The following is a 21,944-nucleotide window of genomic DNA, read 5'->3' on the forward strand; positions in this document are numbered from 1 at the left end:
GTTGCATGAATCAAGCACCACACTCGTCCTGGCTGGTACTTGCACTATGCCTGCTGGTAAGCGCGTGCGCCACGCGTCCGGTCAACCCGCCGATTACGCACACGGATATAGCCACCGGTTACCGGTACGTGACCCGCCCGCAGTTTTCGAAGAAGGACGAAAGCCTGGTGATCCTGGCATTCTCGGGCGGCGGTACCCGGGCGGCCGCATTTTCCTACGGGGCGCTGGAATTCCTGCGCGATACCGTGATCATTGCTCCCAACGGCGACAGGTCGCGTCTGATCGACCACGTTGGCGTCATCACAGGCGTCTCGGGCGGCAGCTTTACCGCGCTTGCGTATGGGCTCTATGGCGACAAGCTATTCGACGAGTACGAACAACGCTTTCTCAAGCGCGACGTGCAGGGAGCGATAGTTTCCCGTGTGCTCAACCCGGGTTACTGGCCATCGTTGTGGTCCACCGGATGGGGGCGTTCGGAACTGGCGGCCGATCTGTACGACGAGATACTGTTTAACGGCGCCACGTTTGGCGACCTGAAGCGGGGCAACGGCCCAATGATCATTGCATCGGCCACCGACATCACCACGGGTGCCCGGCTGCCCTTTACCCAAACCACGTTTGACGTGCTGTGCGCTGATCTCGATGCGATACGCCTTTCGCGTGCCGCCGCCGCTTCGTCGGCGGTGCCGGTGGTGCTCTCGCCCATCACGCTCAATAACTATGGGGGAACGTGCAACTATGTTCCTCCCAGTTGGATCCAGCCATTTATCGACGCTGCCGACCCGCCGCGGCCGGCGGCGCGTGCGATTCGCCATATGCGCGAAGAAGCGGAATTCGCGGACGGCGCGAATCGCCCTTATATCCACGTCGTGGATGGCGGTGTCGCGGACAACGTCGGCATGCGCAGCGTACTGGACGTACTGGAGCTCATGGAAGCGCTGCAGTCTGTCGGTTACACCACACCGCTCGACCATATACGAAAGATAATCGTGTTTGTGGTCAATTCCCTATCCATACCGAAGGTAAGCTGGGACAAGTCGGAAGACGCGCCCGGCACACTCCAGATCATGGTGAAAGCCGCCGGCGTACCGATAGACCACTATTCCTATGAATCGACGGAGCTGCTGCGCGATATGCAGGCGAAATGGAAATCCATGAGCCTGGTCAGGGATTCACCGGCATTCGCCGGCGAAAAAGACAAGGCGGTCACGGCCGCGCTGCACACGCCCGAAGCAACGATATACGCGATCGATGTGTCGTTCGCCCAGTTGAAGGACAAAGACGAACGCGCCTATTTGAATGAACTGCCCACGAGTTTTCGCCTGGAGCCGGAGCAAGTCGACCGGCTGCGTGCCGCCGCGGGAAAAATCATCCTGGAGTCGCCCGACTTCCGTCGCCTGATTCAAGACCTGGGCGGCAGGATCGAATCTACCCGGCCCGCCGCGCCGGTCAACCATGACGCTGCTCCGTAAGCACCCTGCACCCCAGCGGTGTAAACCACGCACCTTGAGCGCAGTCAAAAGTGCTCAAACGCAACTGATGCACGGAAACGACGAGGAACGGCTTGAACAACAAAAAACCCGCAGAACCTAGAGTTCATGCGGGTTTCCGGTCGATCAGGAGCTTCCTGAACTAAATCTTGGTGCCGACGGCGAGACTCGAACTCGCACAGCTTTCGCCACTACCCCCTCAAGATAGCGTGTCTACCAATTTCACCACGTCGGCGGGGAAAATCTGCTTCCAGCCAATGCTAACGCTGGAAAGCGCAAGATTTTAGCATGGTTCGTCCGCACCGCCCGGCGGGACCACGTCAACCCTCAACGCCACCGCCCCTTACCGCGGCATGCTCGGCAATCTGCAACAGTGCTTCGTCCTTCCCATAGCGTCCAACCAGCTGCACGCCCAGCGGCAAACCGCCCGACCCACGCGCGACCGGCAGCGCCACCGTAGGCAGATGCAGCAGCGTCCACAACGCCCCGTAGCGCGGCGAACCCGAGTTCGTGAGCCCCGCTTCCGCCTCGCCGTCGGTGGCCGGATAGACCAGCGCGTCGACGCCGTCGAACAGCATCTCGGCACGGCAACGGCCCAACGCGGCGCGCTGCTGCATGGCCAGATAGGCAGGCATGTCGATGCCCTCGCCGCCCGCCATGCGTTCGGTCAGGCGCGGACTGAGGCGGGAAGCATCGGTACAGCGCTCATGGGCCAGCGCCTGGCGGGCGTCGTAGGCGACCAGGCGGCCTTGGTCGACTATCAGCGTTTCGAATTCCGCTGGCAGCGAACGCTGTCTGACCGCGAAGCCCGCGGCGGCCAGGCGGCCCACCCACGACTGCAGCGCCTGGACCGCCTCCGGACTGGCGTACTGCCACTGCGACGACAGGCAGACGCCGAGCCGGTAGCGGCTGTCCGCCGGCGCCGATTCAAAGCGCCGGCCGTGGATGCCCATGACGGTGGCGGCGGCATCGCCGACGTCACGCGCCAGGACACCCACGGTGTCCTGCAAGGGGCTGAGCAAGCCCACGCCCGCCGTCGACACCAGCCCGAAACTGGGCTTGTAGCCGACCACCCCGCAATAGATGGCCGGACGAGTAATGGAGCCGGTGGTCTGCGTACCCCAGGCCACCATCGCCATCCCGTCCGCCACCGCGGCCGCCGATCCGCTGGAAGAACCGCCGGGCGTATGCGCCAGATTCAGGGGATTGCGCGTGAGACCGGGCGTCTGCGTGGCGAACTCGCTGGTGACGACCTTGCCCATCAGCACCGCCCCCTGCTCGCGCGACAGCGCCACACAGGCCGCGTCGCGTCCGGTGCGGTGGCCGGCATAGATGGGCGAGCCGTAGGTAGTGGGGTAATCGGCGCTTTGGATGACGTCCTTGACGGCAAAGGGGATGCCACGCAGCAGGCCGCGGCGGCGGCCGGCATCCGCCTCGTCGGCCTGCGCGCGTATGCGTGTCGCGTCGTAGGCGGCATAGGCCTGCACGTCGGCATTGCGCGCATCGATCCGCGCCAGGCATGTTTCGGCCAATTCCCGCGCGCGTAGCTCGCCCGCTTCCATGCGGCGCAGCGCTTGCGCGATGCCGGGCAATCGTGTCGGTTGTTCCATCTCGTACTACTCGAGGCGAATATTCGCGTCCTTGATGACCTTGGCCCACTTGTCGTGTTCGGCCTGCACGAAGCGGGCGAACTCCTGCTGGCTGCCGGCATTGGGTTCGGCGCCTTGGCGGCGGATCTGGTCCATGGTCGCGGGCGTGGCCAGCAGTTTGGCCGTCTCGTCATGCAGGCGGGCGACGATCTCTGCCGGCACCTTGGCCGGCGCGAACAGCGCGAACCAGCCGTCCACGGAATAACCGGGCAGGCCGGCCTCCGCAATCGTCGGGACATTCGGCAGCAGCGGCGAGCGCTTCGTGGAAGTCACGCCCAAGGCCACCAGCTTTCCGGCCTGGATATGAGGCAGGCACACGGGCAGATTGCAGAACATCACCTGCACGCGATTGCTCATCAGGTCCGGCAAGGGTTCGCTGCCGCCTTTGTAGGGGATGTGCACCATGTCCGTCTTGGACATGCTCTTGAACAGCTCCGCCGACAGGTGCTGGCTGCCGCCGGCGCCGCCCGAGGCGTAGCTGTAATTGTTCGTCTTCAGCTCCTCGATCAGCGCCGCGACACTACGCGCCTTCACTTGCGGATTGACCACCAGCACGTTGGTGACCGACGCCACATTGGCGACAGGAACGAAATCCTTCATCGGATCGAACTTCAGGTTCGAGTACAGGCTGGGATTGATGGCGTTGGTGCTGGCCGCGCCCATCAACAGCGTGTAGCCGTCGGGCGCGCTCTCGGCCACGTAGCCCGCGCCGATGTTGCCGCCCGCGCCGGCCTTATTTTCCACGACCACGGACTGCCCCAGGCGTTCCGCCAGGCCGGTGGCGACGATACGCGCCAGCTGGTCGGTCACGCTGCCCGGGCCAAAGGGCACGATGAGGCGGATGGGCTTGGTGGGATAAGCGACGGCCTGCGCCCGGGCGGCGGGCACGGCGGCAAAGGCGAGCATCAGGCCGGCGGCCAGCGCCGCCAGGCAGCGTTTGCGGATGGACATAGGTTCCCCTCGGTAATGGTTTTGTCTAATGCCGGGACACGGGGGCCCAGCCTCCGACATAGTAGGCAGTGGCCATTCATATATCCAATATAAAATTCCGCGAACGTTGATACGATAATCGTCTCAATCCCTCACCGGAGAGGCCGTGGCGCTTTTCTCTCGTCAGCTCATTGCCTTCATGGCGGTCGCGGAAGAACTGCATTTCGGCCGTGCGGCGCGACGCCTGCATGTCAGCCAGCCACCCTTGAGCCAGCAGGTTCGCCTGTTCGAGGAAACAGTGGGCGTGCCATTGATCGAGCGATCCACCCGCACGGTACGGTTGACGGCGGCCGGCGTGGCGCTGCGCGATGCGTTGCAACGGCTGATGGATGACGGCGACGCGGCGCTGACCGCGGCGCGTCGCGTGGCCGTGGGCGAGGCCGGCTTGCTGCGCATCGGTTTTACCCCCACCGCCGCCTATCGGCTGGTGCCGACCGCGGTCGGGATTTATCGCCAGCAATACCCCGGCGTCCATCTATCCATGATCGAGGCGGACACCGCCCAGCTGCATGCGCTCCTGCGCCATGACAGGCTGGATATCGCGGTTACGCGCCGCCACGAGAACATCGCGGACGACGACTTGCACATGGAGCCGATCGATACCGAACCGCTGGTCGTCGCCCTGCCCGTGAACCATGCCTTGGCCACGCGACGCGAAATCGATATCGAGGAGCTGGCCGACCTGCCGCTGGTGGGCTTCGTGCGAGCCAGATCGGAATACTTCCATGCGCTGCTGAACGAGCTGTTCAGGGCGAACGGCGTTGCGCCGAACATCGTCATGGAAAGCCTGTTGCCCACCTTGCTGACGCCGGTGGAAGCCGGCGTGGGCGTCGCCGTCGTGCCCGCCTCCATCAGCGAGCTGCGGCCGCGCGGGGTACGGTACCTGCCACTGAAGGCCAGGGTGCTGCCTTGCTCGACCTTGTATGTCGCCTACCGCAAGGATGACGTCAACCCGGCGGTGCCGGGATTGCGCGCGGCATTGGCGGGCGTGGGCACGATACCGCCCGGCCTTGCCGACCGGGCGGATTGAAGGCGCTTACTTCGCGGGCGCCGCCGGCTTGGCGGGCGCGGCCGGCGCCTGCGGCACCGAAGCGTCCGGCTTGGCGGGCGCGGTTTGCGCGGGCGCCGGGACCGAAGGCACGGCGCCGGGGACCGACGCATCGCCCTGCGGCGCGGGCACGGCGGCGCCGCCCGGCGCCAGCGGCACGGATTTGTCGGCGGGAACCTGGTAGCCCTGCATCACGCCCGTATCCACGGACACCGGCTGCGTGCCTTTGTGCGAGACATAAGCCAGGCCGGCCGTCGATGCAAAGAACACCACCGCCGCCCACTTCGTCGTGCGCGACAGGAAATTGGCGGCGCCCGACGCACCGAACAGGCTGCCTGCGGAGCCGCTGCCAAAGGCCGAGCCCATATCGGCGCCCTTGCCTTGCTGCAGCAGGACCAGAATGATGATGGCCAGTGCCGAGAGCACCTGCACGATCATCAGCGCGGAAAGCATGAGAGACATCACTTACTCCAGACGGAAACTTAGATTGCGGCTATGCGCAGGAATTCATCGGCCACCAGCGACGCACCGCCCACCAGGGCGCCGTCGATATCCGGCATCGCGAAAAGCTCGGCGGCATTGGCGGCCTTGACGCTGCCGCCGTACAAAATACGAACTTGCGGAACCCCCAGGCCGTCCAAGGCGACGCGGATCGCGCCATGGACTTCCTGCGCCTGCTCCGGCGTGGCGGTGCGGCCGGTGCCGATGGCCCAGACGGGCTCATAGGCCAGCACGATATGCATCAGCGACTTGGCGCCCAGCGCCAGGACGGGTTCCAGTTGGCGTTCGATCACGCCCAGGGTATTGCCCCCTTCCCGTTCGCCCAGCGTTTCGCCGACGCAAACGACAGGGGTCAGGCCCGCGGCCAGGGCAGTCCTGGCTTTCTCCGCGACCAGCTCGTCGGTTTCGCCGTGCATGGCGCGGCGCTCGGAATGGCCGGCCAGCACCCAGCGGCAGCCGAAGTCCTTCAGCATGGCCGCGGAAACTTCGCCGGTGTAGGCGCCCTTCTCGTACACGCTGATGTCCTGGGCTCCCCAGGAGACGGCGCTGCCGTCCAGCAGGGCCTGGGTCTGCGCCAGATAGGGGAACGGCACGCACACGCCCATCTGGCAAGTGCCGGCGCCGGCACGGGCGCGCAGGGCTTGCAGCAGCGCGGTGTTTTCCGCCAGGCTGCCATGCATCTTCCAGTTGCCCAGGACCAGGCGAGCCCGTGCCGCGCCGGCGGGCGTCGGAGTAGCGGCATCGGCGGGCGTGTCACGGCGATCGTCTGTGCTCATGGCTTGTGGGCTTGTCTCTGCTGTCTCGGAGGGGTTTCCGCGTTGTACGGGGCACGGCATACGTGCCCCGTCGGAGGGTATTTGGGGGACGTCGCCCGGAAAATCCGGGTCAAACCCGCGATTGTATCGTGTTTGGGCAATTTCCGGATACGGCGCGGGGCGGCGCCCGCCTTTCACGGACGCGGGACGGTTCGCCTGGCGCAGCCCGCGAGATGCCGCCCGGGCCAGGGACGAAGGCCGCCGTCCTGCCCACGGCCACGACGCCCCTTCGCCACGTGCCAACCATCACGGCCTACACGGTCAGGATGATCTTGCCGATCTGCTCTCCCGCCTCCATCATGGCGTGCGCCTTGGCGGCTTGTTCCAGGGGGAAGGTGGCGTGGACGATGGGCTTGATCTTCTTGCTTTCGAGCAAGGGCCACACATGGCGGCGCAGGCTGGTCGCGATCTCTCCCTTGAAGGCGACCGGACGCGGGCGCAGCGTGGAGCCGGTGATGGTCAAGCGCCGGCGCATCACCTGCCCGAAGTCGACCTGGCCGTGGTTGCCACCCAGGGTGGCGATGAGCACGATGCGGCCTTCGTCCGCCAAGCAATGGATGTCGCGGGCGATATAGTCCCCCGCCACCATGTCCAGGATCACATTGACGCCGGCGCCGCCGGTCGCATCCAGCACCTCTTTGACGAAATCCTGGTCGCGATAGTTGATGCCGCGGGCAGCCCCCAGCTTTTCGATCGCGCGGGCGCGCTCGTCGCTGCCGGCGGTGCCATAGACCTTATGGCCCAGGGCGCTGGCAAGCTGGATCGCCGTGGTACCGATGCCGCTGGCCCCGCCGTGGACCAGCAGGCTTTCGCCTGCGGCCAGGCCGCCGCGATCGAACACATTGCTCCACACGGTGAAGTAGGTTTCCGGCAGGCCGGCTGCCTCGGTGTCGGACAGTCCGGCCGGAATGGGCAGGCACTGCTGGACCGGCACGGCGCAATACTCGGCGTAGCCCCCGCCGGCGACCAGCGCGCAGACCTTGTCACCGACGGCGTACCCGCCCAGGGCCGCGTCGCCGCCGACGATTTCCCCGGCGATCTCCAGGCCGGGCAGGTCCGACGCGCCGCGCGGCGGCGGGTAGCTGCCCTTGCGCTGGAAGGTGTCGGGACGGTTCACGCCCGCCGCCGAGACCTTTACCAATACTTCACCGGCGCGGAGCTCCGGCATCGGCCGTTGAACGGGAACGAGCACTTCGGGTCCGCCGGGGCGGGAGATTTCAACGGCGCGCATGGAGGGCTCCTGGTATTGTCCTGGACGAAAACCTGCATTATCGCGCCGCCAGCCCGGCGACGGCGACGTGCTTTGATCTATCATGCCTGCCGGCCGTCCGGCAAACGGCGCGACTTCACCGCGGACGCAGGAACAGGATCCATAAGGAATAAGGCAATGATCGCAGTCCGCTACACCAAGGCGTTCATGGTTCTGGGACTGGCCGCCTTCGGCCTGCTGGTGGGCTTCGACAATATCGTCGACTACCCCGCCAACGACGCCTTCGTGCAGCACGTGCTGAGCATGGACACCGTGTTTCCGGACAATGCGCTGAAGTGGCGCGCCATTACCCACCCGGGATGGCAAACCGCCGCCTACGTGGCCATTATCGCCGCCCAGATCGCGATGGGACTGTGCTTCCTGTTCTGCGCGGCGCGGCTGTTCATGCATGCCCGCAAAAGCGCCCCCGTCTTCCAGCGTGCCAAGACGCTGGGCATCGTGGGCGCGGGCCTTGCCTTCGCGATCTGGTTCGTCGGCTTCATGGTCATCGGCGGGGAGTGGTTTTCCATGTGGCAATCGCAACAGTGGAACGGCCAGCAAGGCGCCTTTCACTTCTATATGACCGCCATGGCGGTACTCATCTTCTTGATGCAACCGGATGGCGAGATCGCTTAGTCGCCCCGCCCCCATGCCATGATCCGCCTGACACGCGCCCCTAATCTACTGATCGCCCAGCACTGGATCAACCTGCTGGAACAGGCGCACATACGCTGCGAACTGCACAACCAATATCTGCTCGGCGCGATGGGCGAAATACCGGCGGACCAATGCAGCCCGGAGATCTGGCTGGAACGCGAAGGCGACCTGGATCTGGCCACGCGCATCATCAATGGAACATGGCACGAACCGGGCCAGTCGGCGGCCCAGTGGTGCTGCGCCTCCTGCGGCGAGTGGTCCGAGCCGCAGTTCACGGTGTGCTGGCAGTGCGGCGCCGCGAAAGACGAGTGACATTCCCCGCTTTCACCGCGCACGCAGGCCGCTGACAAACGCCTGACGCGCGCGTACAGCGCGGCAGCCGTACAGGTCCGGCACGGGCCGCCACGTACGCGCATGGGTACAAGTCTTGCTGAACCTGCCGGGTCGAATCACAGGGCAGATGCGCATCCGTTTTCACGGCCCCGCACTCGCCCCATCACCCAGCGGACGCACGGCATGCCTAGGCAGGAGTCGTTCGCAGTCCTGGAGCAAGGCCATGTCAGCCACTGTCGGAGACTTCATCGTCGAACGCCTGCACGCATGGGGCGTGCGGCGCATCTACGGCTATCCCGGAGACGGCATCAACGGCGTCTTCGGCGCACTGAGCCGAGCCAAGGGAAAGATCGAATTCATCCAGGTACGCCACGAAGAAATGGCGGCCTTCATGGCCTCGGCTCACGCCAAGTTCACCGGCGAACTGGGGGTTTGCATTGCGACGTCCGGCCCCGGTGCATCGCACTTGATCACCGGCATGTACGACGCGCGCATGGACCATATGCCGCTGCTTGCCATCGTCGGGCAACAGGCGCGTGCCGCGCTTGGCGGCCACTACCAGCAGGAACTGGATCTGGTGTCCATGTTCAAGGATGTGGCGGGCGGATTCGTGCAGCAGGCCAGCGTGCCCGCGCAGGTCCGCCATCTGGTGGACCGCGCGGTTCGCACGGCGCTGGGAGAGAGGCTGGTCACTGCCCTCGTGCTGCCCAACGATCTGCAAGACCTGCCGTACGAGGCCCCCGGCCGCAAGCATGGCACCGTCCATTCGGGCGTGGGCTACCGGCCGCCGCGCACGGTGCCCTACCAGGAAGACTTGCGCCGCGCCGCGCAGGTCCTGAACGCCGGCAAGAAGGTGGCCATCCTGGTCGGCGCGGGCGCGCTGCACGCCACCGATGAAGTCATCGCGGTGGCGGACAAGCTGGGCGCCGGCGTAGCAAAGGCCTTGCTGGGCAAGGCCGCGCTGCCGGACGACCTGCCCTGGGTGACCGGATCCATCGGCCTGCTGGGCACGGAGCCCAGCTACAAGTTGATGACGGAGTGCGACACGCTGCTGATGATAGGCTCGGGCTTCCCGTATTCGGAATTCCTGCCGAAGGAAGGCCAGGCGCGTGGCGTGCAGATCGACATCAAGCCGGACATGTTGAGCCTGCGCTATCCCATGGAAGTGAACCTGGTCGGCGACAGCGCGGAAACGCTGCGCGAACTGCTGCCCCTGCTGCAGCCGCATACCGATGCGGGGTGGCGCAAGTCGATCGAAGGCTGGAACGCCGACTGGTGGAAGAAGCTGGAAGAACGCGCGCTGGCCGACGCCGAAGGCGGCGTCAATCCGCAGCGCACGATATGGGAGCTCTCGCCACGCATCCCGTCCAACGCCATTGTGACCAGCGATTCGGGTTCGGTGGCCAACTGGTATGCGCGTGACCTGAAGGTGCAACGCGGCATGATGTGCTCGCTATCCGGCGGGTTGGCCTCCATGGGCGCGGCCGTTCCCTATGCCATCGCCGCGAAGTTCGCCTATCCGCAGCGGCCCGTCATCGCGCTGGTGGGCGACGGCGCCATGCAGATGAACAACATGGCCGAGCTGATCACGGTCTCCAAGTACTGGAAGCAATGGGCCGACCCGCGCTGGATCTGCATGGTGCTGAATAACTCGGACCTGAACCAGGTGACCTGGGAACAGCGCGTCATGGAAGGCGACCCGAAGTTCGAGGCATCGCAGGACATTCCATCCGTGCCCTATCACCAGTTCGCCGAATCCATAGGCTTGCGCGGCATCTATGTCGACCGCGCGGATGCGCTGGGCGCGGCATGGGACCAGGCATTGGGTTCGGACCGCCCCGTGGTGATCGAGGTGAAGAGCGACCCCAACGTACCGCCGCTGCCGCCGCATATCACGCTGGCGCAAGCCAAGGCATTCGCCAGCACCCTGATCAAAGGCGACCCGGATCAAGGCCATGTGCTGCTCGACACCGCCAAGCAGGTGCTGGGCAGCGTGCTGCCGGGGCACAAGAACAAATGACGACGGACGACCGCACGGACGGCAAGCGGACGCCGTCCGGTCAACAGGACCTGGTGCCGATCCACGCCGTGCGGGCCCGCGCCTACACTATCCCCACCGACGCGCCGGAGGCCGATGGGACGCTGGAATGGAACGCGACCACGATCATCGTGGTCGAGATCGACGCCGGCGGCAAGACGGGGCTGGGCTACACCTATACCGATGCCTGCGCGGCCAGGTTGATCCAGGACACGCTGGCCAGCCAGCTTGTCGGCCGCGATGCGATGGACATCGAAGGCCTGTGGCAGCGCCTGTACCGGCACGTGCGCAACCTGGGCCGCGCCGGTATCGCGTCGACGGCGATCTCGGCGATCGACGCGGCCCTGTGGGACGTGAAAGCGCTGTTGCTGGACCTTCCCCTGGCGCGCCTGCTGGGTGCCGTGCGTGACCGCGTGCCGGTCTATGGCAGCGGCGGGTTCACCACCTATTCCGACGGCCGCATGCGCGAGCAACTTCGGCTATGGAAGGACCACGGCTGTCGCTGGTTCAAGATCAAGGTGGGCCGCGATCCCGAACGCGACCTGGAGCGTATCCGGGTCGCGCGCCGCGCCATCGGCGAGGCCGGCCTGTTCGTCGATGCGAACGGCGCCTTCCATGCCAAGGCGGCGCTGCATTACGCGCGCCGCTATGCCGAACAGGGCGTGGCCTGGTTCGAGGAACCCGTCTCGTCGGACGACACGGATGGCTTGCGGATGCTGAAACATCAGGGTCCGGCCGGCATGGATATCGCCGCGGGCGAGTACGGCTACACGGCGGCCGACTTCCGGCATCTGCTACAGGCCGATGCGGTCGACGTCCTGCAGGCAGACGCCTCCCGCTGCGGCGGCATCACCGGCTTCCTGAAAACCGCGGCGCTGTGCGAAGCCTTGCAGGTCCCGCTGTCCGCGCATTGCGCGCCGGCCCTGCACCTGCACGCCGCCTGTGCGGTGCGGCCGCTCGCCCACCAGGAATGGTTTCACGATCACGTCCGTATCGAGGACATGCTGTTCGACGGCGCGCCGCGCGTGCGGGACGGGACCATCGCGCCTGACTGGTCCAGGCCCGGCTGTGGACTGGCGTTCAAGCGCCTGGACGCGGCCCCTTACGCGATCTCGTAGGAAAGGCGGAGGGAAAATGACGGCAAACGGATATCGCGCGGCCGCCCTGGCCTGCACCTTGGCGGGTATCGCGATGGCCGCGCTATCGGGCGGCCGCGAGCCTGCCGCATCCGGCCGTGCCGCAACGACCGCGGAAGACGAACGGCATGCGGCGCGCCTGCGCCTTCATGCGCCCGCCAACGCCGGATGCACCGGCCAGCCGGCCCACGTCGCGGCGGCACGCGGCTGCAACCACAGCGCCAGCCTGCTCGCCCTATCCGTGCTGACCGACAGCGCGATGGAACATTACCGCGGCAGCTTCGAGAACCCCGCCATGTTCGCGCCGCTGGCTTCTTCCGCGCTGACGCTGCTGGCCAGCCTGCATGGCGGCGCCGACGGCAACGCGCGCCGCCATCGCCTGCGCCATGCCGTGTATGTCGCGGCGGGCGCCACGGGCGTGGCGGGGGCCGCCTTCCATCTCTATAACGTCGGTAAACGGCCCGGTGGCTTCCGATGGGAGAACCTGTTCCATGCCGCGCCCATCGGTGCCCCAGGCGCATTGTTCGCCGCCGGGGCGCTGGGGGTGTTCGGTGAAAGACTGCGCGATGCCCAGGCCGCGGCGCCCCGCATGGCAGGGATGCCGGCGGGCCGGGCGCTGGCGCTGCTGGCCGGCATCGGCCTGTTCGGCACCGTCATGGAAGCGGGCTTGCTGCACTTTCGCGGCGCCTTCCAGCATCGCGCGATGTACGTACCGGTGACCGTGCCGCCCGTCGCCGCGGCCCTGCTGGTGCATGCGGCGGTGGCGCGGCCAGACGAACGCCCGTGGACGCGGCTTTGGCTGCGCCTGACCACCGCGCTGGGCTTCGTCGGGGCGGCCTTCCATGCGCGTGGAATTGCCCGGCGCCAGGGCGGCTGGCGCAACTGGAGCCAGAACCTGTTCGCGGGGCCGCCGCTGCCGGCGCCGCCTGGCTTCTCCGCCCTCGCCATGGCGGGCCTGGCGGCCCTGCGCCTGCGCCGGAGAGAGCGATGACGGCGCGCGTGGACACCCTGTATCCCGGCTACGACGTCCTGCGCAAACGGGACACGCCGTCGTGGGACGGCATCACGCGGCGGGTCATCGACGAGCGCCTGGCCGTACGGCCGCAGCCGCGCTTCTTCAACGACACGGAATGGCTGGCGCTGCAGGCCCTGTGCGACTGCATCGTGCCGCAAGGGGATACGCAGGAACGCGTGCCGCTGGCCGCGCTGCTCGATACCAAGCTGCACGGTACGGCACCGGGCGACGGCTATCGCGATGCGCGGCTACCGCCGATGCGCGAGGCATGGCGCCGCGGCCTGGAGGCGCTGGACGCCGAAAGCCGCGCCCTGCATGAGCTGCCCTTCGCCAGCCTGCCCGCTGAGGCCCGCAATGCCCTGCTGCATCGCGCGCAGCTGGGCGACCTGCGCAGCCCCGCCTGGCGCGGCATGCCGTCGGACCTGTTCTTCGCGGAACGCGTCCTTCACGACATCTGCGGCCTTTACTACGCCCATCCTTATGCCTGGAGCGAAATCGGCTTCGGCGGCCCCGCCAACCCGCGTGGCTACGTACGGCTGGTGTCCGATCGCCGCGACCCCTGGGAGCCGCGCGAAACGCGCCCTGGCGAGGAAGACCGCATACGCAGGGAGAACCAGGGTGTCCGATGACGCACTGCACACCCCCGTGGAAAGAACGGCCGGGCGCCCGACGTCATGCGCCGCGGCGCCTGGATGCCCATGCGCGAATACCGCAACGACGAGGAGGTCGACTTCCTCATCGTGGGCACGGGCGCCGGCGGCGGCACGCTGGCCTGCCGGCTGGCCGAACGGGGCTACACCGTGGTGGCGCTGGACGCCGGCGCATGGTGGCGGCCGCTGGAGGAATTCGCCTCCGACGAGACGCACCAGAACAAGCTGTTCTGGACCGACGAGCGCCTGTGCGACGGCGACAACCCCCTGAAGCTCGGCAACAACAATAGCGGCAGGGCGGTGGGGGGCAGCATGGTGCATTTCGCCATGGTGTCGCTGCGCTTCCGGCCGGAATGGTTCAAGTCGCGCACCCTGCTCGGCTACGGCGCCGACTGGCCGATCGACTGGCGGGAGATGTGGCATTACTACGCGCAAGTGGAAGACGCACTGAAAATCGCCGGCCCCGTCACTTATCCCTGGGGTCCGAAGCGCCCGCGCTACCCGTATCGCGCCCATCAACTGAACGAGGCCGCGCTCATCCTGGCACGCGGCGCCGAAGCCCTGGGTATAGATTGGTCGCCTACACCGCTGGCTACCCTGTCCGCGCCGCGCGGGCAGGCGCACCCATGCGTCTACCGCGGCTTCTGCGTCTCCGGCTGCGCCACCAACGCCAAGCAAAGTGCGCTCGTCACCTGGATCCCGCGCGCCGTGAAGGCCGGCGCCGAGATCCGCGACCTGGCCATGGCCGGCCGCATCGAAACCGACAACGCCGGCCGCGCCACGGGTGTTTCCTACTTCCGCGAAGGCCGATGGCGGTTCCAGAAAGCCCGCAACGTGGTTGTAGCCGGCTATGCGATCGAAACGCCGCGACTGCTGCTGAACTCGGCCACCAGCCGCTTTCCCCACGGCCTGGCGAACAGTTCCGGCCTGGTGGGCAAGTACCTGATGGCGCAATCGAACCAGGCCGTCTGGGGCGAAATGGACAAGGAAGTCCGCGCCTACAAGGGGCCACCGTCGCTCGCCATGACGGAACATTGGAACTACACCGACAAGGGCAAGGATTTCTTCGGGGGCTATTGCTATATGAGCCAGGGTCCCCTGCCGGTGGCCTGGGCGTCCACCTTGAACGGACGCGGCTTGTGGGGCGATGCACTGACGCGCGCCATGCGCCGCTACAACCACCAGGTCGGCCTGAAGATCGTCGGCGAGATGCTGCCCCAGGAACGCAACCAGGTCACGCTGGCCGACGAAAAAGACCGCTACGGCCTGCCCATCGCGCGGGTCACCTACTCCTGGTGTGACAACGACAAGCGCCTGATCGCGCATGCCCTGGACTTCATGGGCAAGGCGCTGGATGCCGCCGGGGCGCGCGGCATCTGGAATGAAATGGACGACACGGCGCATCTGAACGGCACGGCCCGCATGGGCGACCGCCCCGAGAACAGCGTGGTGAACGCCGACTGCAGAAGCTGGGACATCCCCAATCTATGGGTCTGCGACGGTTCGGTCTTTCCGACGGTGGGCGGGGTGAACCCCTCCTTGACCATCCAGGCCATCGCCTGCCGCACCGCGGATCGCATCGCCGCGCTGGCGGCGAGGGGCGAACTGTAGGGTTGCCACATTCACGATAACAATCCACGCGGAGGATTCCCCATGCATCATCGCAAGCACGCTATCCAGACCGTGGTCATCACCGGCGCCAGCGCCGGCGTCGGCCGCGCGACCGCGCTGGAGTTCGCCCGCCAGGGCGCCGATATCGCGCTGCTGGCGCGCGACGCCGACGCGCTGGAATCCGCCGCACAGGAAGTCCGCGAGCTCGGCGTCCGTGCCCTGCCCATTCCGGTCGACGTGGGCGATGCCAAGGCGGTGCACCGCGCGGCGGAGCAGGTCGAGGAAGAACTCGGGCCCATGGACGTATGGGTGAACAACGCCATGCTGACGGTGTTCTCGCCCTTGTCCAAGCTGACGCCGGAGGAATATGCACGGGTCACGGAAGTCACCTACCTGGGCCAGGTATATGGCACGATGGCTGCCCTGCGACACATGCGGCCGCGCGACCACGGGACCATCGTGCAGGTCGGGTCCGCCCTGGCGTATCGCTCGATTCCCCTGCAATCGGCCTATTGCGGGGCCAAGCACGGCGTGCGCGGCTTTACGGATTCGCTGCGCAGCGAACTCATGCACGACCGCAGCCGCGTCCACGTCACGATGGTGCAGATGCCCGCGCTGAACACGCCGCAATTCGACTGGGCGGAGTGCCACATGCCCTATGCGCCCCAGCCGGTGCCGCCCATTTTCCAGCCGGAAGTCGCGGCGCGGGCCATCGTGTGGGCCGCGCGCCACCGGCGGCGCGAATTGTATGTGGGGATGCCGGCCATCAAGGCCATCATCGCCAACAAGTTCTTTCCCGGCCTGCTGGACAGGTACCTGGCGCGCACCAACTACTCGGCCCAGCAACGCAAGCCCCTCTCGTCACCGCCCCGCATGTCCAACCTGTGGCGGCCCGTACCGGGCCTGCACAGCACCCATGGTTCCTTCGACGAACGGGCACAGGGCTGCAGCCCGGCGCTATGGGGCGCCACGCACCGCACCGCCCTGGTGGGCGCCGGCCTGGCCCTGGGCGGCCTGCTTTGGGCGACGCTCAAAAAGCGCTGATCCCATGGCCGCGCGCATCGAAGACTATGCATTGCTGGGCGATGGCGCCAGCGCGGCGCTGGTCTCGCGCGACGGATCCATCGACTGGCTGTGCTGGCCGAGCTTCAGCGGGGACGCCTTGTTCGCCGCGCTGCTCGGCCACGCGGCAAACGGCTGCTGGCGTATCGCGCCGCGCGGCGAGATCACGACGGCATCGCGACGCTACCTGCCGGGCACCATGGTGCTGGAAACACGCCTCGCCACCGCGGAAGGCGAGGCCGTCCTGCTGGACTGGATGGCCTGGAACACGGACCATCCCCTGCTGTTGCGGCGTGTACGCTGCACATGGGGCCGCGTGCGACTGGACTTCGAATTGCAGGTCTGCCGGGACTACGGCCGGCATCCCGCGCCCGGCGTCTCGATCGCGGGCAAGGATATCCCTGCATGGTCCCTGGACGATGAACACCTGGCCTGGCTCCAGGGCGCGCCGGAGCCGCCGGGCGAGGACGGCGGCCTGCGCGCGGAATTCCGGCTGGCCGCGGGCTCGCAGCGCGATTTCGTCCTGGGCTGCCACCCCGCGCGGTTGCCGGCGCCAGCCCCGGTGGACGCCAGCGCGGTCTTGCGCGACACCGTGCACGCATGGCGGCGCTGGCAGGCCAAGGGCAACCCACAAGGCCCTTATGCCGAAGTCATCCAGCATTCCTTGATGGTGCTCAAGACATTGGGCAACGTGCGCAGCGGCGGATTGATCGCCGCACCGACCAGTTCCCTGCCCGAGCAGGCCGGCGGATCGCGCAACTGGGACTATCGCTACTGCTGGATCCGCGATGCCAGCTTCACCATGCAAGCCCTTATCCTGGGAGGCTATCGCGACGAGGCGGCCGCATGGCGCGACTGGCTGGTCGGCGCCATATCCACGCATCCATCGCAACTGCGCGTCCTGTACGACGTCAGCGGCGGCCCGGCGATGAAGGAATGGGAATGTCCATGGTTGCCCGGCTACGGCGGCTCGCGTCCCGTGCGCTTTGGCAACGGTGCGGCGGCGCAACTACAGCTCGATGTCTACGGCGAAGTCCTGAACGCGCTGTACGTCAGCCGCAAGCATGGCCTGCCGCCGGACGCCGACGCGTGGGAACTTGAGAAGCGCCTGGTCGACCATCTCGGTGAGATCTGGCGCGAACCCGACAACGGATTCTGGGAAGTCCGTGGCGAACGCCGCCACTTCACGACATCGAAGGTCATGATGTGGGTCGCGGTCGATCGCGCGATGCGATCGGCGCGCGAGTTTGCCAAGGACGCGCCGTTGCACGCATGGCACGCGCTGGCCGAGCGCATCCGCGGCGACGTACTCGAACACGGGGTCGACGCCCGCCGCCAGCTATTCACGTCCAGCTACGGCAGCACGGCACTGGATGCGAGCCTGCTGATCATCCCATTGAGCGGTTTCCTGCCCGTGGCGGACCCGCGGGTGGCCAACACCATCCGCGCGCTGGAGACGCACTTGATGCGTGACGGGCTGCTGTATCGCTACGATCCGGCCATCTTCCAGGATGGCGCGCCCGGCCATGACCATGCCTTCCTCGCCTGCAGCCTCTGGCTGGTGCAGGTGCGCGCCATGCAGGGCCGGCGCCAGGAAGCGCAGGCGCTGTACGAGCGCATCCTGGCCCTGCGCAACGATCTCGGCCTGCTGGCGGAACAATATGACCCTTCCGAAGGCCGCCTGTGGGGCAATTACCCACAGGCGCTCTCCCACGTCGCGCTTGTCAACGCCGCGTTCATGCTGCAAGGGGATGGCCCCCTGGGCCCGTGACCCCGGCCTTAATCGGCGGCGGGAAAGTCGAGCACCGTGTCGTTGATGCGGTTGAACAGGTTGGTGAACATGATGCTCGCGACGGCCATCGTGACATCGACGATCTGCGCGTCGGTCACCCCGGCCTCCTTGACGGCCGCTACCGCCTCGGCGGGCACCGTGCCGCTGGTCGTCAGCAGACGCAGCGTAAACGTGGCCAAGGCGTCGTTGCGCGCGTCGCCCGTGGGCAGGGCCTGGCGCAGCGACAGGATCGCGTCACGGCTCAAGCCTATCTTTTTACCCATCAGCGTGTGCGCCGCCAGGCAGTAGTCACAACCCGTCGCCTGGCTAACGACCAATTTGACGACCTCGATGTCGGCGGCACTCAAGCTGCTCTTTTTCAACGAGGCTTCCAGGTTCAGTACCGCCTCCAGGGCAACCGGGCTGTTGCCGCCGATTCCGACATAGGAGTTCGGGACTTTGCCTATCGCGCCTTTTACGGCTGCGAACAGTTCCGCGGCGCGGCCGGTGGCTTCGGACAAGGCGATGGTATGAAGGCGGGGCATGATGGCTTCCTTGGTCTATGAGATAAATAAAAAATCTATGGGTGCTTATTTGGTTTCCGGCGACAGGCCTGCATACACCATGCGCGTGAACTGATCACCGTTGAACACGAAATTGCCCCATTTGGCGTCGAAGGCCGCAGTCGGCTTGGCGGCAATGATTTCGTCCAGTGACTTGCCTTGTTGTTTCAAAGCCGCCACGTTGTTCCGCACCGTCACGAGCATGTCGCGGAACTCGATCAGCTGGGTACGCGTACCGACAGCGCCGTGGCCTGGGACCAAGAGGGTATGGTCGGTGGTGCGGTCGATCGCCTTGTTGGCCCATTTGATCGCGCCGTCGATACTGCCGCCGTCTTCGTTATCGATATACGGGTAGATGCCATTCCAGAAGGTATCTCCCAGCGCCAGTACGTCCGCTTTTTCGAAATAGACCCACAGGTCGCCATCGGTATGGCCGCCACCGAAGTTTTCCACCTGGATGCGGGTTCCGTCGAAATCGAAGGTCTTTTCACGGTCGATCAGCAGCGTCGGGCGCGCCGCGGCGGGTACCGGATCGAAGGTCCAATTCCATGCATTGACATGGGTGACTTCGGTCAAATGCTTGTGGGTATTCTGCTGCGCGACGATCGTTGCGCCGGCCTCGTGCAGCCACGCGTTCCCATCGGTGTGGTCCCAGTGCCAATGCGTGTTGACCACATACTTCAGCGGCGAAGGACCAATCTTCTCCAGTACCGAGCGCAGCTTTTGCTGCGACTTGCTGATGCCCGCATCGACCAGGAACTTGCCGTCCGGACCGGAGAGGACCGTAATGTTGCCGCCCGACCCCATCAGTACCGTGACGTCGTCGCGCAGGGGCTGCACGACGATATCCTGGTCGGCGCGGCGCAGGTATCGCGCGCCCGCACCCGTGTGAAAGTAGTCATCCGGCGTGGCATTCGCGCTCGCCGGCGCGGCCTGGGCTGCGTCGGCAAAGGCCACCGCAGGCACCAGCGGCGCGCTGGCGGCAAGCGCGATCGACAGACTCAGCACTTTGAACAGCATGGACGCCTTGGCAGCCGTGCCGGATTTACGGAATACTTCCATCTCGTCTCTCCTTGCGAACGAGGTCGTCCGCGCATGGAGAAAATTATCGGCGGCGGGCGTGGATTTCGATATCTGCACATACCGCCAAATCGTGCCAAAGCGCGCTGATTCCATGCCAACGGCGATCCCTTCCCGCGCCCCCCGCCTGATGCGGCCTTACGCCACACCGGGCCCGGGCCACCCACGGCACGAAAACACGGCAATCTGGCTGTTTCACACGGCTTGGAATAAGCCAATGCCCGCTCTCCAGACCGGACAATACCGGCCTCGCGCCAGGCATCTGTGCCGGCGCATCCCATGGAGAGCAAACAATGAGCAACGTCCACAGCCCGGCCGAACGCGTTGGGCCCGCATTTTCTGTCGAAGGCATGCTGCAGGCACGGGAAAAAACCCGTGAGGCTATTCGACAGATCTCGGCGCGCGTCAAGCCCGGCATGGTCGAGGAAGATGCCGTCGAGATGGCCAAGGGCATCCTCGTCGACGCCGGCTTGGCATTGAGCTGGCACCCCACGCGTGTGCGTTTCGGCAGCAACACCACCAAGCCCATGAAGAAACCCTCGGTGCCTGGGGTGGTGCTTCAGGAGAACGATATTTTCTTCATCGACATCGCGCCGCGTTTCGATGCCTGGGAAGGTGATGGCGGAGCGTCGTTCGTCGTCGGTGAGAATCCCGCCTACGAGCGTTGCGCGCGCGATGCGGAACGCTTGTTCCACGACGTTCGCCGGGTCTGGGAGAAAGAGAAACTGACCGGGCAGGCGCTCTATGCGTATGCCGACAAGACGGCCCGTGCCATGGGCTGGGAGCTGAATTTCGACCTGCCCGGCCATCGTGTATCGGATTTCCCCCACGCCACCATCTACACGGGATCCCTGGCGGACCTCGATATCACGCCTTCGGCGATGCGCTGGATCCTGGAGATCCACCTGCGCGATCCACAAGGACAATTCGGCGCATTCTTCGAAGACATGCTGCTGGATGACGAGTGCTATCGCTGATCCTTGCCCGCTGCCGGTTGTCATGCGCGGCTTGCGAACAAGCCGCGTGGGTGGCGGCATTCCGCCCCTGGCCCGGCCGCAATGGCGGCGCTCACGGAGAGTAAAATCCACGGCGACGTTGCGCGGCGACGTGGTATTTGCAAGTCACGTTATACGTAATCGGATCCGAACCAGCCCATACACATCCTCATTGCCCGATGCGCAACATCGCCATACTCGTTTTCCCGGGCGTCCAGGCACTCGATGTGTTTGGCCCGACCGATGTTTTTTCCGAAGCGAACCGCTTTCTGCGGCCCAGCGATCAATACCAACTTGAGCTGATCTCGACGGAACCCGACGTACTGCGATGCTCCAGCGGCCTGCGGATTCATGCGGACCGATACTTCGGCGACGTTTCCGATGGCCATGACCTGCTGCTTGTCGCCGGGGGGCCCAGCCTGGTACATAACGCCCTGGACGATGCCGTGCATGCATGGCTCAAGGAAGCAAGCGAGCGGGCGCGGCGCTTCGGCTCCATCTGCAACGGCGCCTTGACCCTGGCCAGGGCCGGCCTGCTGGATGGCCGCTTTGTCACCACGCACTGGAACGACGCGGCGGCGTTGGCGGCGGCCTGCCCAACCGCCAAGGTCGAGTTCGACCGCATCTTCATCCAGGATGGGAATCTTTATACCTCGGCGGGCGTAACCGCCGGCATTGACCTGTCCTTGTACCTGCTGGCGCAGGACCATGGCCCAGAAGTCGCATTGAATGTCGCCAAGCGGCTGGTCGTGTTTCTTCAACGGGCGGGTGGCCAATCCCAGTTCAGCCCGTATTTGACTCCCTACGCCGAGGCCTCCTCCCCCATCGCGCAGGTACAGCAATACGTGCTCGGGCACCTGGCGGACGATCTCAGCATCGACGTCCTGGCGGAGGTGGCCAAGATGAGCAAACGCAATTTTTCTCGGATATTCGTTCGGGACACGAACGTGACACCCGCCGAATTCGTGGAAAGCGCACGCATAGATGCCGCACGAGTAATGCTGGAAAATAGTGCTGACCCGCTCAAGACCATCGCGTGGCGGTGCGGCCTGGGGAACTCGGATCACTTTCGGCTGAGCTTCAAGCGGCGGATCGGCATAACGCCGCAGCAATACCGGCGCCATTTCGGCGGATTTGGTGCCACGGCTGCCTCTGACGACTGATATGGACCGTGGCGGAGACGGCCGCCGCCCGGGTCAGGTGCTTTGATATGCAGACGCTTATAGATCCGGAAGTGCGGTCACGTCGTCAAGGCACGCGTATTTGGCGGAAGGTGTGAGATTCGAACTCA

General features: G+C 65.8%; 20 protein-coding genes and 1 tRNA gene. 13 read left to right on the plus strand and 8 right to left on the minus strand.

Annotation, left to right across the window (positions count from 1 at the left end):
• The first annotated feature begins 5 nt into the window (after positions 1 to 5).
• Positions 6 to 1,472, plus strand: a complete 1,467-nt coding sequence (locus tag AKI39_RS18305) for a patatin-like phospholipase family protein (protein WP_066639209.1) — start codon at positions 6 to 8, stop codon at positions 1,470 to 1,472.
• Between the two features lie 168 nt (positions 1,473 to 1,640).
• Here AKI39_RS18305 and AKI39_RS18310 read toward each other — a convergent pair.
• The 3 genes from AKI39_RS18310 to AKI39_RS18320 form a co-directional block, all read right to left on the minus strand.
• Positions 1,641 to 1,725: transfer RNA gene (locus AKI39_RS18310), tRNA-Leu, on the minus strand.
• A gap of 85 nt (positions 1,726 to 1,810) precedes the next feature.
• Positions 1,811 to 3,100, minus strand: coding sequence for an amidase (locus tag AKI39_RS18315; protein WP_066639211.1), 1,290 nt, complete (start codon positions 3,098 to 3,100; stop codon positions 1,811 to 1,813).
• 6 nt (positions 3,101 to 3,106) lie between these two features.
• Complete coding sequence (locus AKI39_RS18320) at positions 3,107 to 4,090, minus strand: tripartite tricarboxylate transporter substrate binding protein (RefSeq protein WP_066639213.1); 984 nt, start codon at positions 4,088 to 4,090, stop codon at positions 3,107 to 3,109.
• Positions 4,091 to 4,235: 145 nt separating this feature from the next.
• Between AKI39_RS18320 and AKI39_RS18325 the strand changes: the two genes are divergently transcribed.
• Positions 4,236 to 5,159, plus strand: a complete 924-nt coding sequence (locus tag AKI39_RS18325; RefSeq protein ID WP_066639217.1) for a LysR substrate-binding domain-containing protein — start codon at positions 4,236 to 4,238, stop codon at positions 5,157 to 5,159.
• A 6-nt stretch (positions 5,160 to 5,165) separates the two neighbouring features.
• Here the strand turns inward: AKI39_RS18325 and secG are convergent, their stop codons facing one another.
• The 3 genes from secG to AKI39_RS18340 form a co-directional block, all read right to left on the minus strand.
• Positions 5,166 to 5,639, minus strand: a complete 474-nt coding sequence (secG, locus tag AKI39_RS18330; RefSeq protein WP_066639219.1) for a preprotein translocase subunit SecG — start codon at positions 5,637 to 5,639, stop codon at positions 5,166 to 5,168.
• A 20-nt stretch (positions 5,640 to 5,659) separates the two neighbouring features.
• Complete coding sequence (gene tpiA, locus AKI39_RS18335) at positions 5,660 to 6,358, minus strand: triose-phosphate isomerase (protein ID WP_066643292.1); 699 nt, start codon at positions 6,356 to 6,358, stop codon at positions 5,660 to 5,662.
• 388 nt (positions 6,359 to 6,746) lie between these two features.
• Positions 6,747 to 7,724 (minus strand): NAD(P)H-quinone oxidoreductase, encoded by a 978-nt coding sequence (locus tag AKI39_RS18340; protein WP_066639222.1) that lies wholly within the window; start codon positions 7,722 to 7,724, stop codon positions 6,747 to 6,749.
• A 156-nt stretch (positions 7,725 to 7,880) separates the two neighbouring features.
• Here AKI39_RS18340 and AKI39_RS18345 point away from each other — a divergent pair, with 156 nt between their 5' ends.
• From AKI39_RS18345 to AKI39_RS18385, 9 genes are all read left to right on the plus strand, one after another.
• Positions 7,881 to 8,378: a DUF2165 family protein gene (locus tag AKI39_RS18345; protein WP_201258516.1), complete on the plus strand. Its 498-nt coding sequence runs from the start codon at positions 7,881 to 7,883 to the stop codon at positions 8,376 to 8,378.
• Between the two features lie 21 nt (positions 8,379 to 8,399).
• Positions 8,400 to 8,711 carry a putative signal transducing protein gene (locus AKI39_RS18350; RefSeq protein ID WP_201258604.1) on the plus strand — a complete coding sequence of 104 codons (312 nt, stop codon included), beginning with the start codon at positions 8,400 to 8,402 and terminating at the stop codon, positions 8,709 to 8,711.
• Between the two features lie 244 nt (positions 8,712 to 8,955).
• On the plus strand, positions 8,956 to 10,752 hold the full coding sequence (locus AKI39_RS18355; RefSeq protein ID WP_066639228.1) for a thiamine pyrophosphate-requiring protein: 1,797 nt from the start codon (positions 8,956 to 8,958) through the stop codon (positions 10,750 to 10,752).
• The gene (locus AKI39_RS18360) at positions 10,749 to 11,888 is read left to right on the plus strand and encodes an enolase C-terminal domain-like protein (RefSeq protein WP_066639231.1); all 1,140 of its coding nucleotides are present in this window, start codon (positions 10,749 to 10,751) and stop codon (positions 11,886 to 11,888) included. Before AKI39_RS18355 ends, AKI39_RS18360 begins: the two co-directional genes overlap by 4 nt.
• A 16-nt stretch (positions 11,889 to 11,904) precedes the next feature.
• Positions 11,905 to 12,897, plus strand: coding sequence for a hypothetical protein (locus AKI39_RS18365; protein WP_066639234.1), 993 nt, complete (start codon positions 11,905 to 11,907; stop codon positions 12,895 to 12,897).
• Complete coding sequence (locus AKI39_RS18370; protein WP_066639237.1) at positions 12,894 to 13,550, plus strand: gluconate 2-dehydrogenase subunit 3 family protein; 657 nt, start codon at positions 12,894 to 12,896, stop codon at positions 13,548 to 13,550. The genes AKI39_RS18365 and AKI39_RS18370 overlap by 4 nt, the downstream gene beginning before the upstream one ends.
• A 63-nt stretch (positions 13,551 to 13,613) precedes the next feature.
• Positions 13,614 to 15,182, plus strand: coding sequence for a GMC family oxidoreductase (locus AKI39_RS18375; RefSeq protein WP_235610671.1), 1,569 nt, complete (start codon positions 13,614 to 13,616; stop codon positions 15,180 to 15,182).
• A 42-nt stretch (positions 15,183 to 15,224) separates the two neighbouring features.
• A complete protein-coding gene (locus AKI39_RS18380; protein WP_066639243.1) occupies positions 15,225 to 16,226 on the plus strand; it encodes an SDR family oxidoreductase in 1,002 nt (333 codons plus the stop codon).
• Positions 16,227 to 16,230: 4 nt separating this feature from the next.
• The gene (locus tag AKI39_RS18385; protein WP_066639245.1) at positions 16,231 to 18,015 is read left to right on the plus strand and encodes a glycoside hydrolase family 15 protein; all 1,785 of its coding nucleotides are present in this window, start codon (positions 16,231 to 16,233) and stop codon (positions 18,013 to 18,015) included.
• Positions 18,016 to 18,023: 8 nt separating this feature from the next.
• On the opposite strand, the gene AKI39_RS18390 is transcribed toward AKI39_RS18385, so the two are convergent.
• Together AKI39_RS18390 and AKI39_RS18395 are read right to left on the minus strand one after the other, a co-directional pair.
• Positions 18,024 to 18,560: a carboxymuconolactone decarboxylase family protein gene (locus AKI39_RS18390; RefSeq protein ID WP_066639246.1), complete on the minus strand. Its 537-nt coding sequence runs from the start codon at positions 18,558 to 18,560 to the stop codon at positions 18,024 to 18,026.
• A 45-nt stretch (positions 18,561 to 18,605) separates the two neighbouring features.
• The gene (locus AKI39_RS18395) at positions 18,606 to 19,640 is read right to left on the minus strand and encodes an MBL fold metallo-hydrolase (protein WP_066639248.1); all 1,035 of its coding nucleotides are present in this window, start codon (positions 19,638 to 19,640) and stop codon (positions 18,606 to 18,608) included.
• Between the two features lie 311 nt (positions 19,641 to 19,951).
• Between AKI39_RS18395 and AKI39_RS18400 the strand changes: the two genes are divergently transcribed.
• Together AKI39_RS18400 and AKI39_RS18405 are read left to right on the plus strand one after the other, a co-directional pair.
• Positions 19,952 to 20,635 (plus strand): M24 family metallopeptidase, encoded by a 684-nt coding sequence (locus AKI39_RS18400; protein ID WP_066639251.1) that lies wholly within the window; start codon positions 19,952 to 19,954, stop codon positions 20,633 to 20,635.
• A 197-nt stretch (positions 20,636 to 20,832) separates the two neighbouring features.
• Complete coding sequence (locus AKI39_RS18405; protein WP_066639254.1) at positions 20,833 to 21,816, plus strand: GlxA family transcriptional regulator; 984 nt, start codon at positions 20,833 to 20,835, stop codon at positions 21,814 to 21,816.
• Positions 21,817 to 21,944 lie beyond the last annotated feature (128 nt).

The organism is Bordetella sp. H567, from assembly GCF_001704295.1.
Lineage (GTDB): Bacteria > Pseudomonadota > Gammaproteobacteria > Burkholderiales > Burkholderiaceae_B > Bordetella_C.

What these genes read in the sequence shown, in the direction of transcription:
- AKI39_RS18405 (WP_066639254.1), top strand. Translation starts at nt 20,833, where the DNA reads ATGCGCAACATCGCCATACTCGTTTTCCCGGGCGTCCAGGCACTCGAT.
- AKI39_RS18385 (WP_066639245.1), top strand. Translation starts at nt 16,231, where the DNA reads ATGGCCGCGCGCATCGAAGACTATGCATTGCTGGGCGATGGCGCCAGC.
- AKI39_RS18390 (WP_066639246.1), bottom strand. Translation starts at nt 18,560, where the DNA reads ATGCCCCGCCTTCATACCATCGCCTTGTCCGAAGCCACCGGCCGCGCC.
- tpiA (WP_066643292.1), bottom strand. Translation starts at nt 6,358, where the DNA reads ATGCATGGCAGCCTGGCGGAAAACACCGCGCTGCTGCAAGCCCTGCGC.
- AKI39_RS18340 (WP_066639222.1), bottom strand. Translation starts at nt 7,724, where the DNA reads ATGCGCGCCGTTGAAATCTCCCGCCCCGGCGGACCCGAAGTGCTCGTT.
- AKI39_RS18375 (WP_235610671.1), top strand. Translation starts at nt 13,614, where the DNA reads ATGCCCATGCGCGAATACCGCAACGACGAGGAGGTCGACTTCCTCATC.
- AKI39_RS18320 (WP_066639213.1), bottom strand. Translation starts at nt 4,090, where the DNA reads ATGTCCATCCGCAAACGCTGCCTGGCGGCGCTGGCCGCCGGCCTGATG.
- AKI39_RS18400 (WP_066639251.1), top strand. Translation starts at nt 19,952, where the DNA reads ATGAGCAACGTCCACAGCCCGGCCGAACGCGTTGGGCCCGCATTTTCT.
- AKI39_RS18345 (WP_201258516.1), top strand. Translation starts at nt 7,881, where the DNA reads ATGATCGCAGTCCGCTACACCAAGGCGTTCATGGTTCTGGGACTGGCC.
- AKI39_RS18315 (WP_066639211.1), bottom strand. Translation starts at nt 3,100, where the DNA reads ATGGAACAACCGACACGATTGCCCGGCATCGCGCAAGCGCTGCGCCGC.
- AKI39_RS18370 (WP_066639237.1), top strand. Translation starts at nt 12,894, where the DNA reads ATGACGGCGCGCGTGGACACCCTGTATCCCGGCTACGACGTCCTGCGC.
- AKI39_RS18355 (WP_066639228.1), top strand. Translation starts at nt 8,956, where the DNA reads ATGTCAGCCACTGTCGGAGACTTCATCGTCGAACGCCTGCACGCATGG.
- AKI39_RS18360 (WP_066639231.1), top strand. Translation starts at nt 10,749, where the DNA reads ATGACGACGGACGACCGCACGGACGGCAAGCGGACGCCGTCCGGTCAA.
- secG (WP_066639219.1), bottom strand. Translation starts at nt 5,639, where the DNA reads ATGTCTCTCATGCTTTCCGCGCTGATGATCGTGCAGGTGCTCTCGGCA.
- AKI39_RS18380 (WP_066639243.1), top strand. Translation starts at nt 15,225, where the DNA reads ATGCATCATCGCAAGCACGCTATCCAGACCGTGGTCATCACCGGCGCC.
- AKI39_RS18395 (WP_066639248.1), bottom strand. Translation starts at nt 19,640, where the DNA reads ATGGAAGTATTCCGTAAATCCGGCACGGCTGCCAAGGCGTCCATGCTG.
- AKI39_RS18365 (WP_066639234.1), top strand. Translation starts at nt 11,905, where the DNA reads ATGACGGCAAACGGATATCGCGCGGCCGCCCTGGCCTGCACCTTGGCG.
- AKI39_RS18305 (WP_066639209.1), top strand. Translation starts at nt 6, where the DNA reads ATGAATCAAGCACCACACTCGTCCTGGCTGGTACTTGCACTATGCCTG.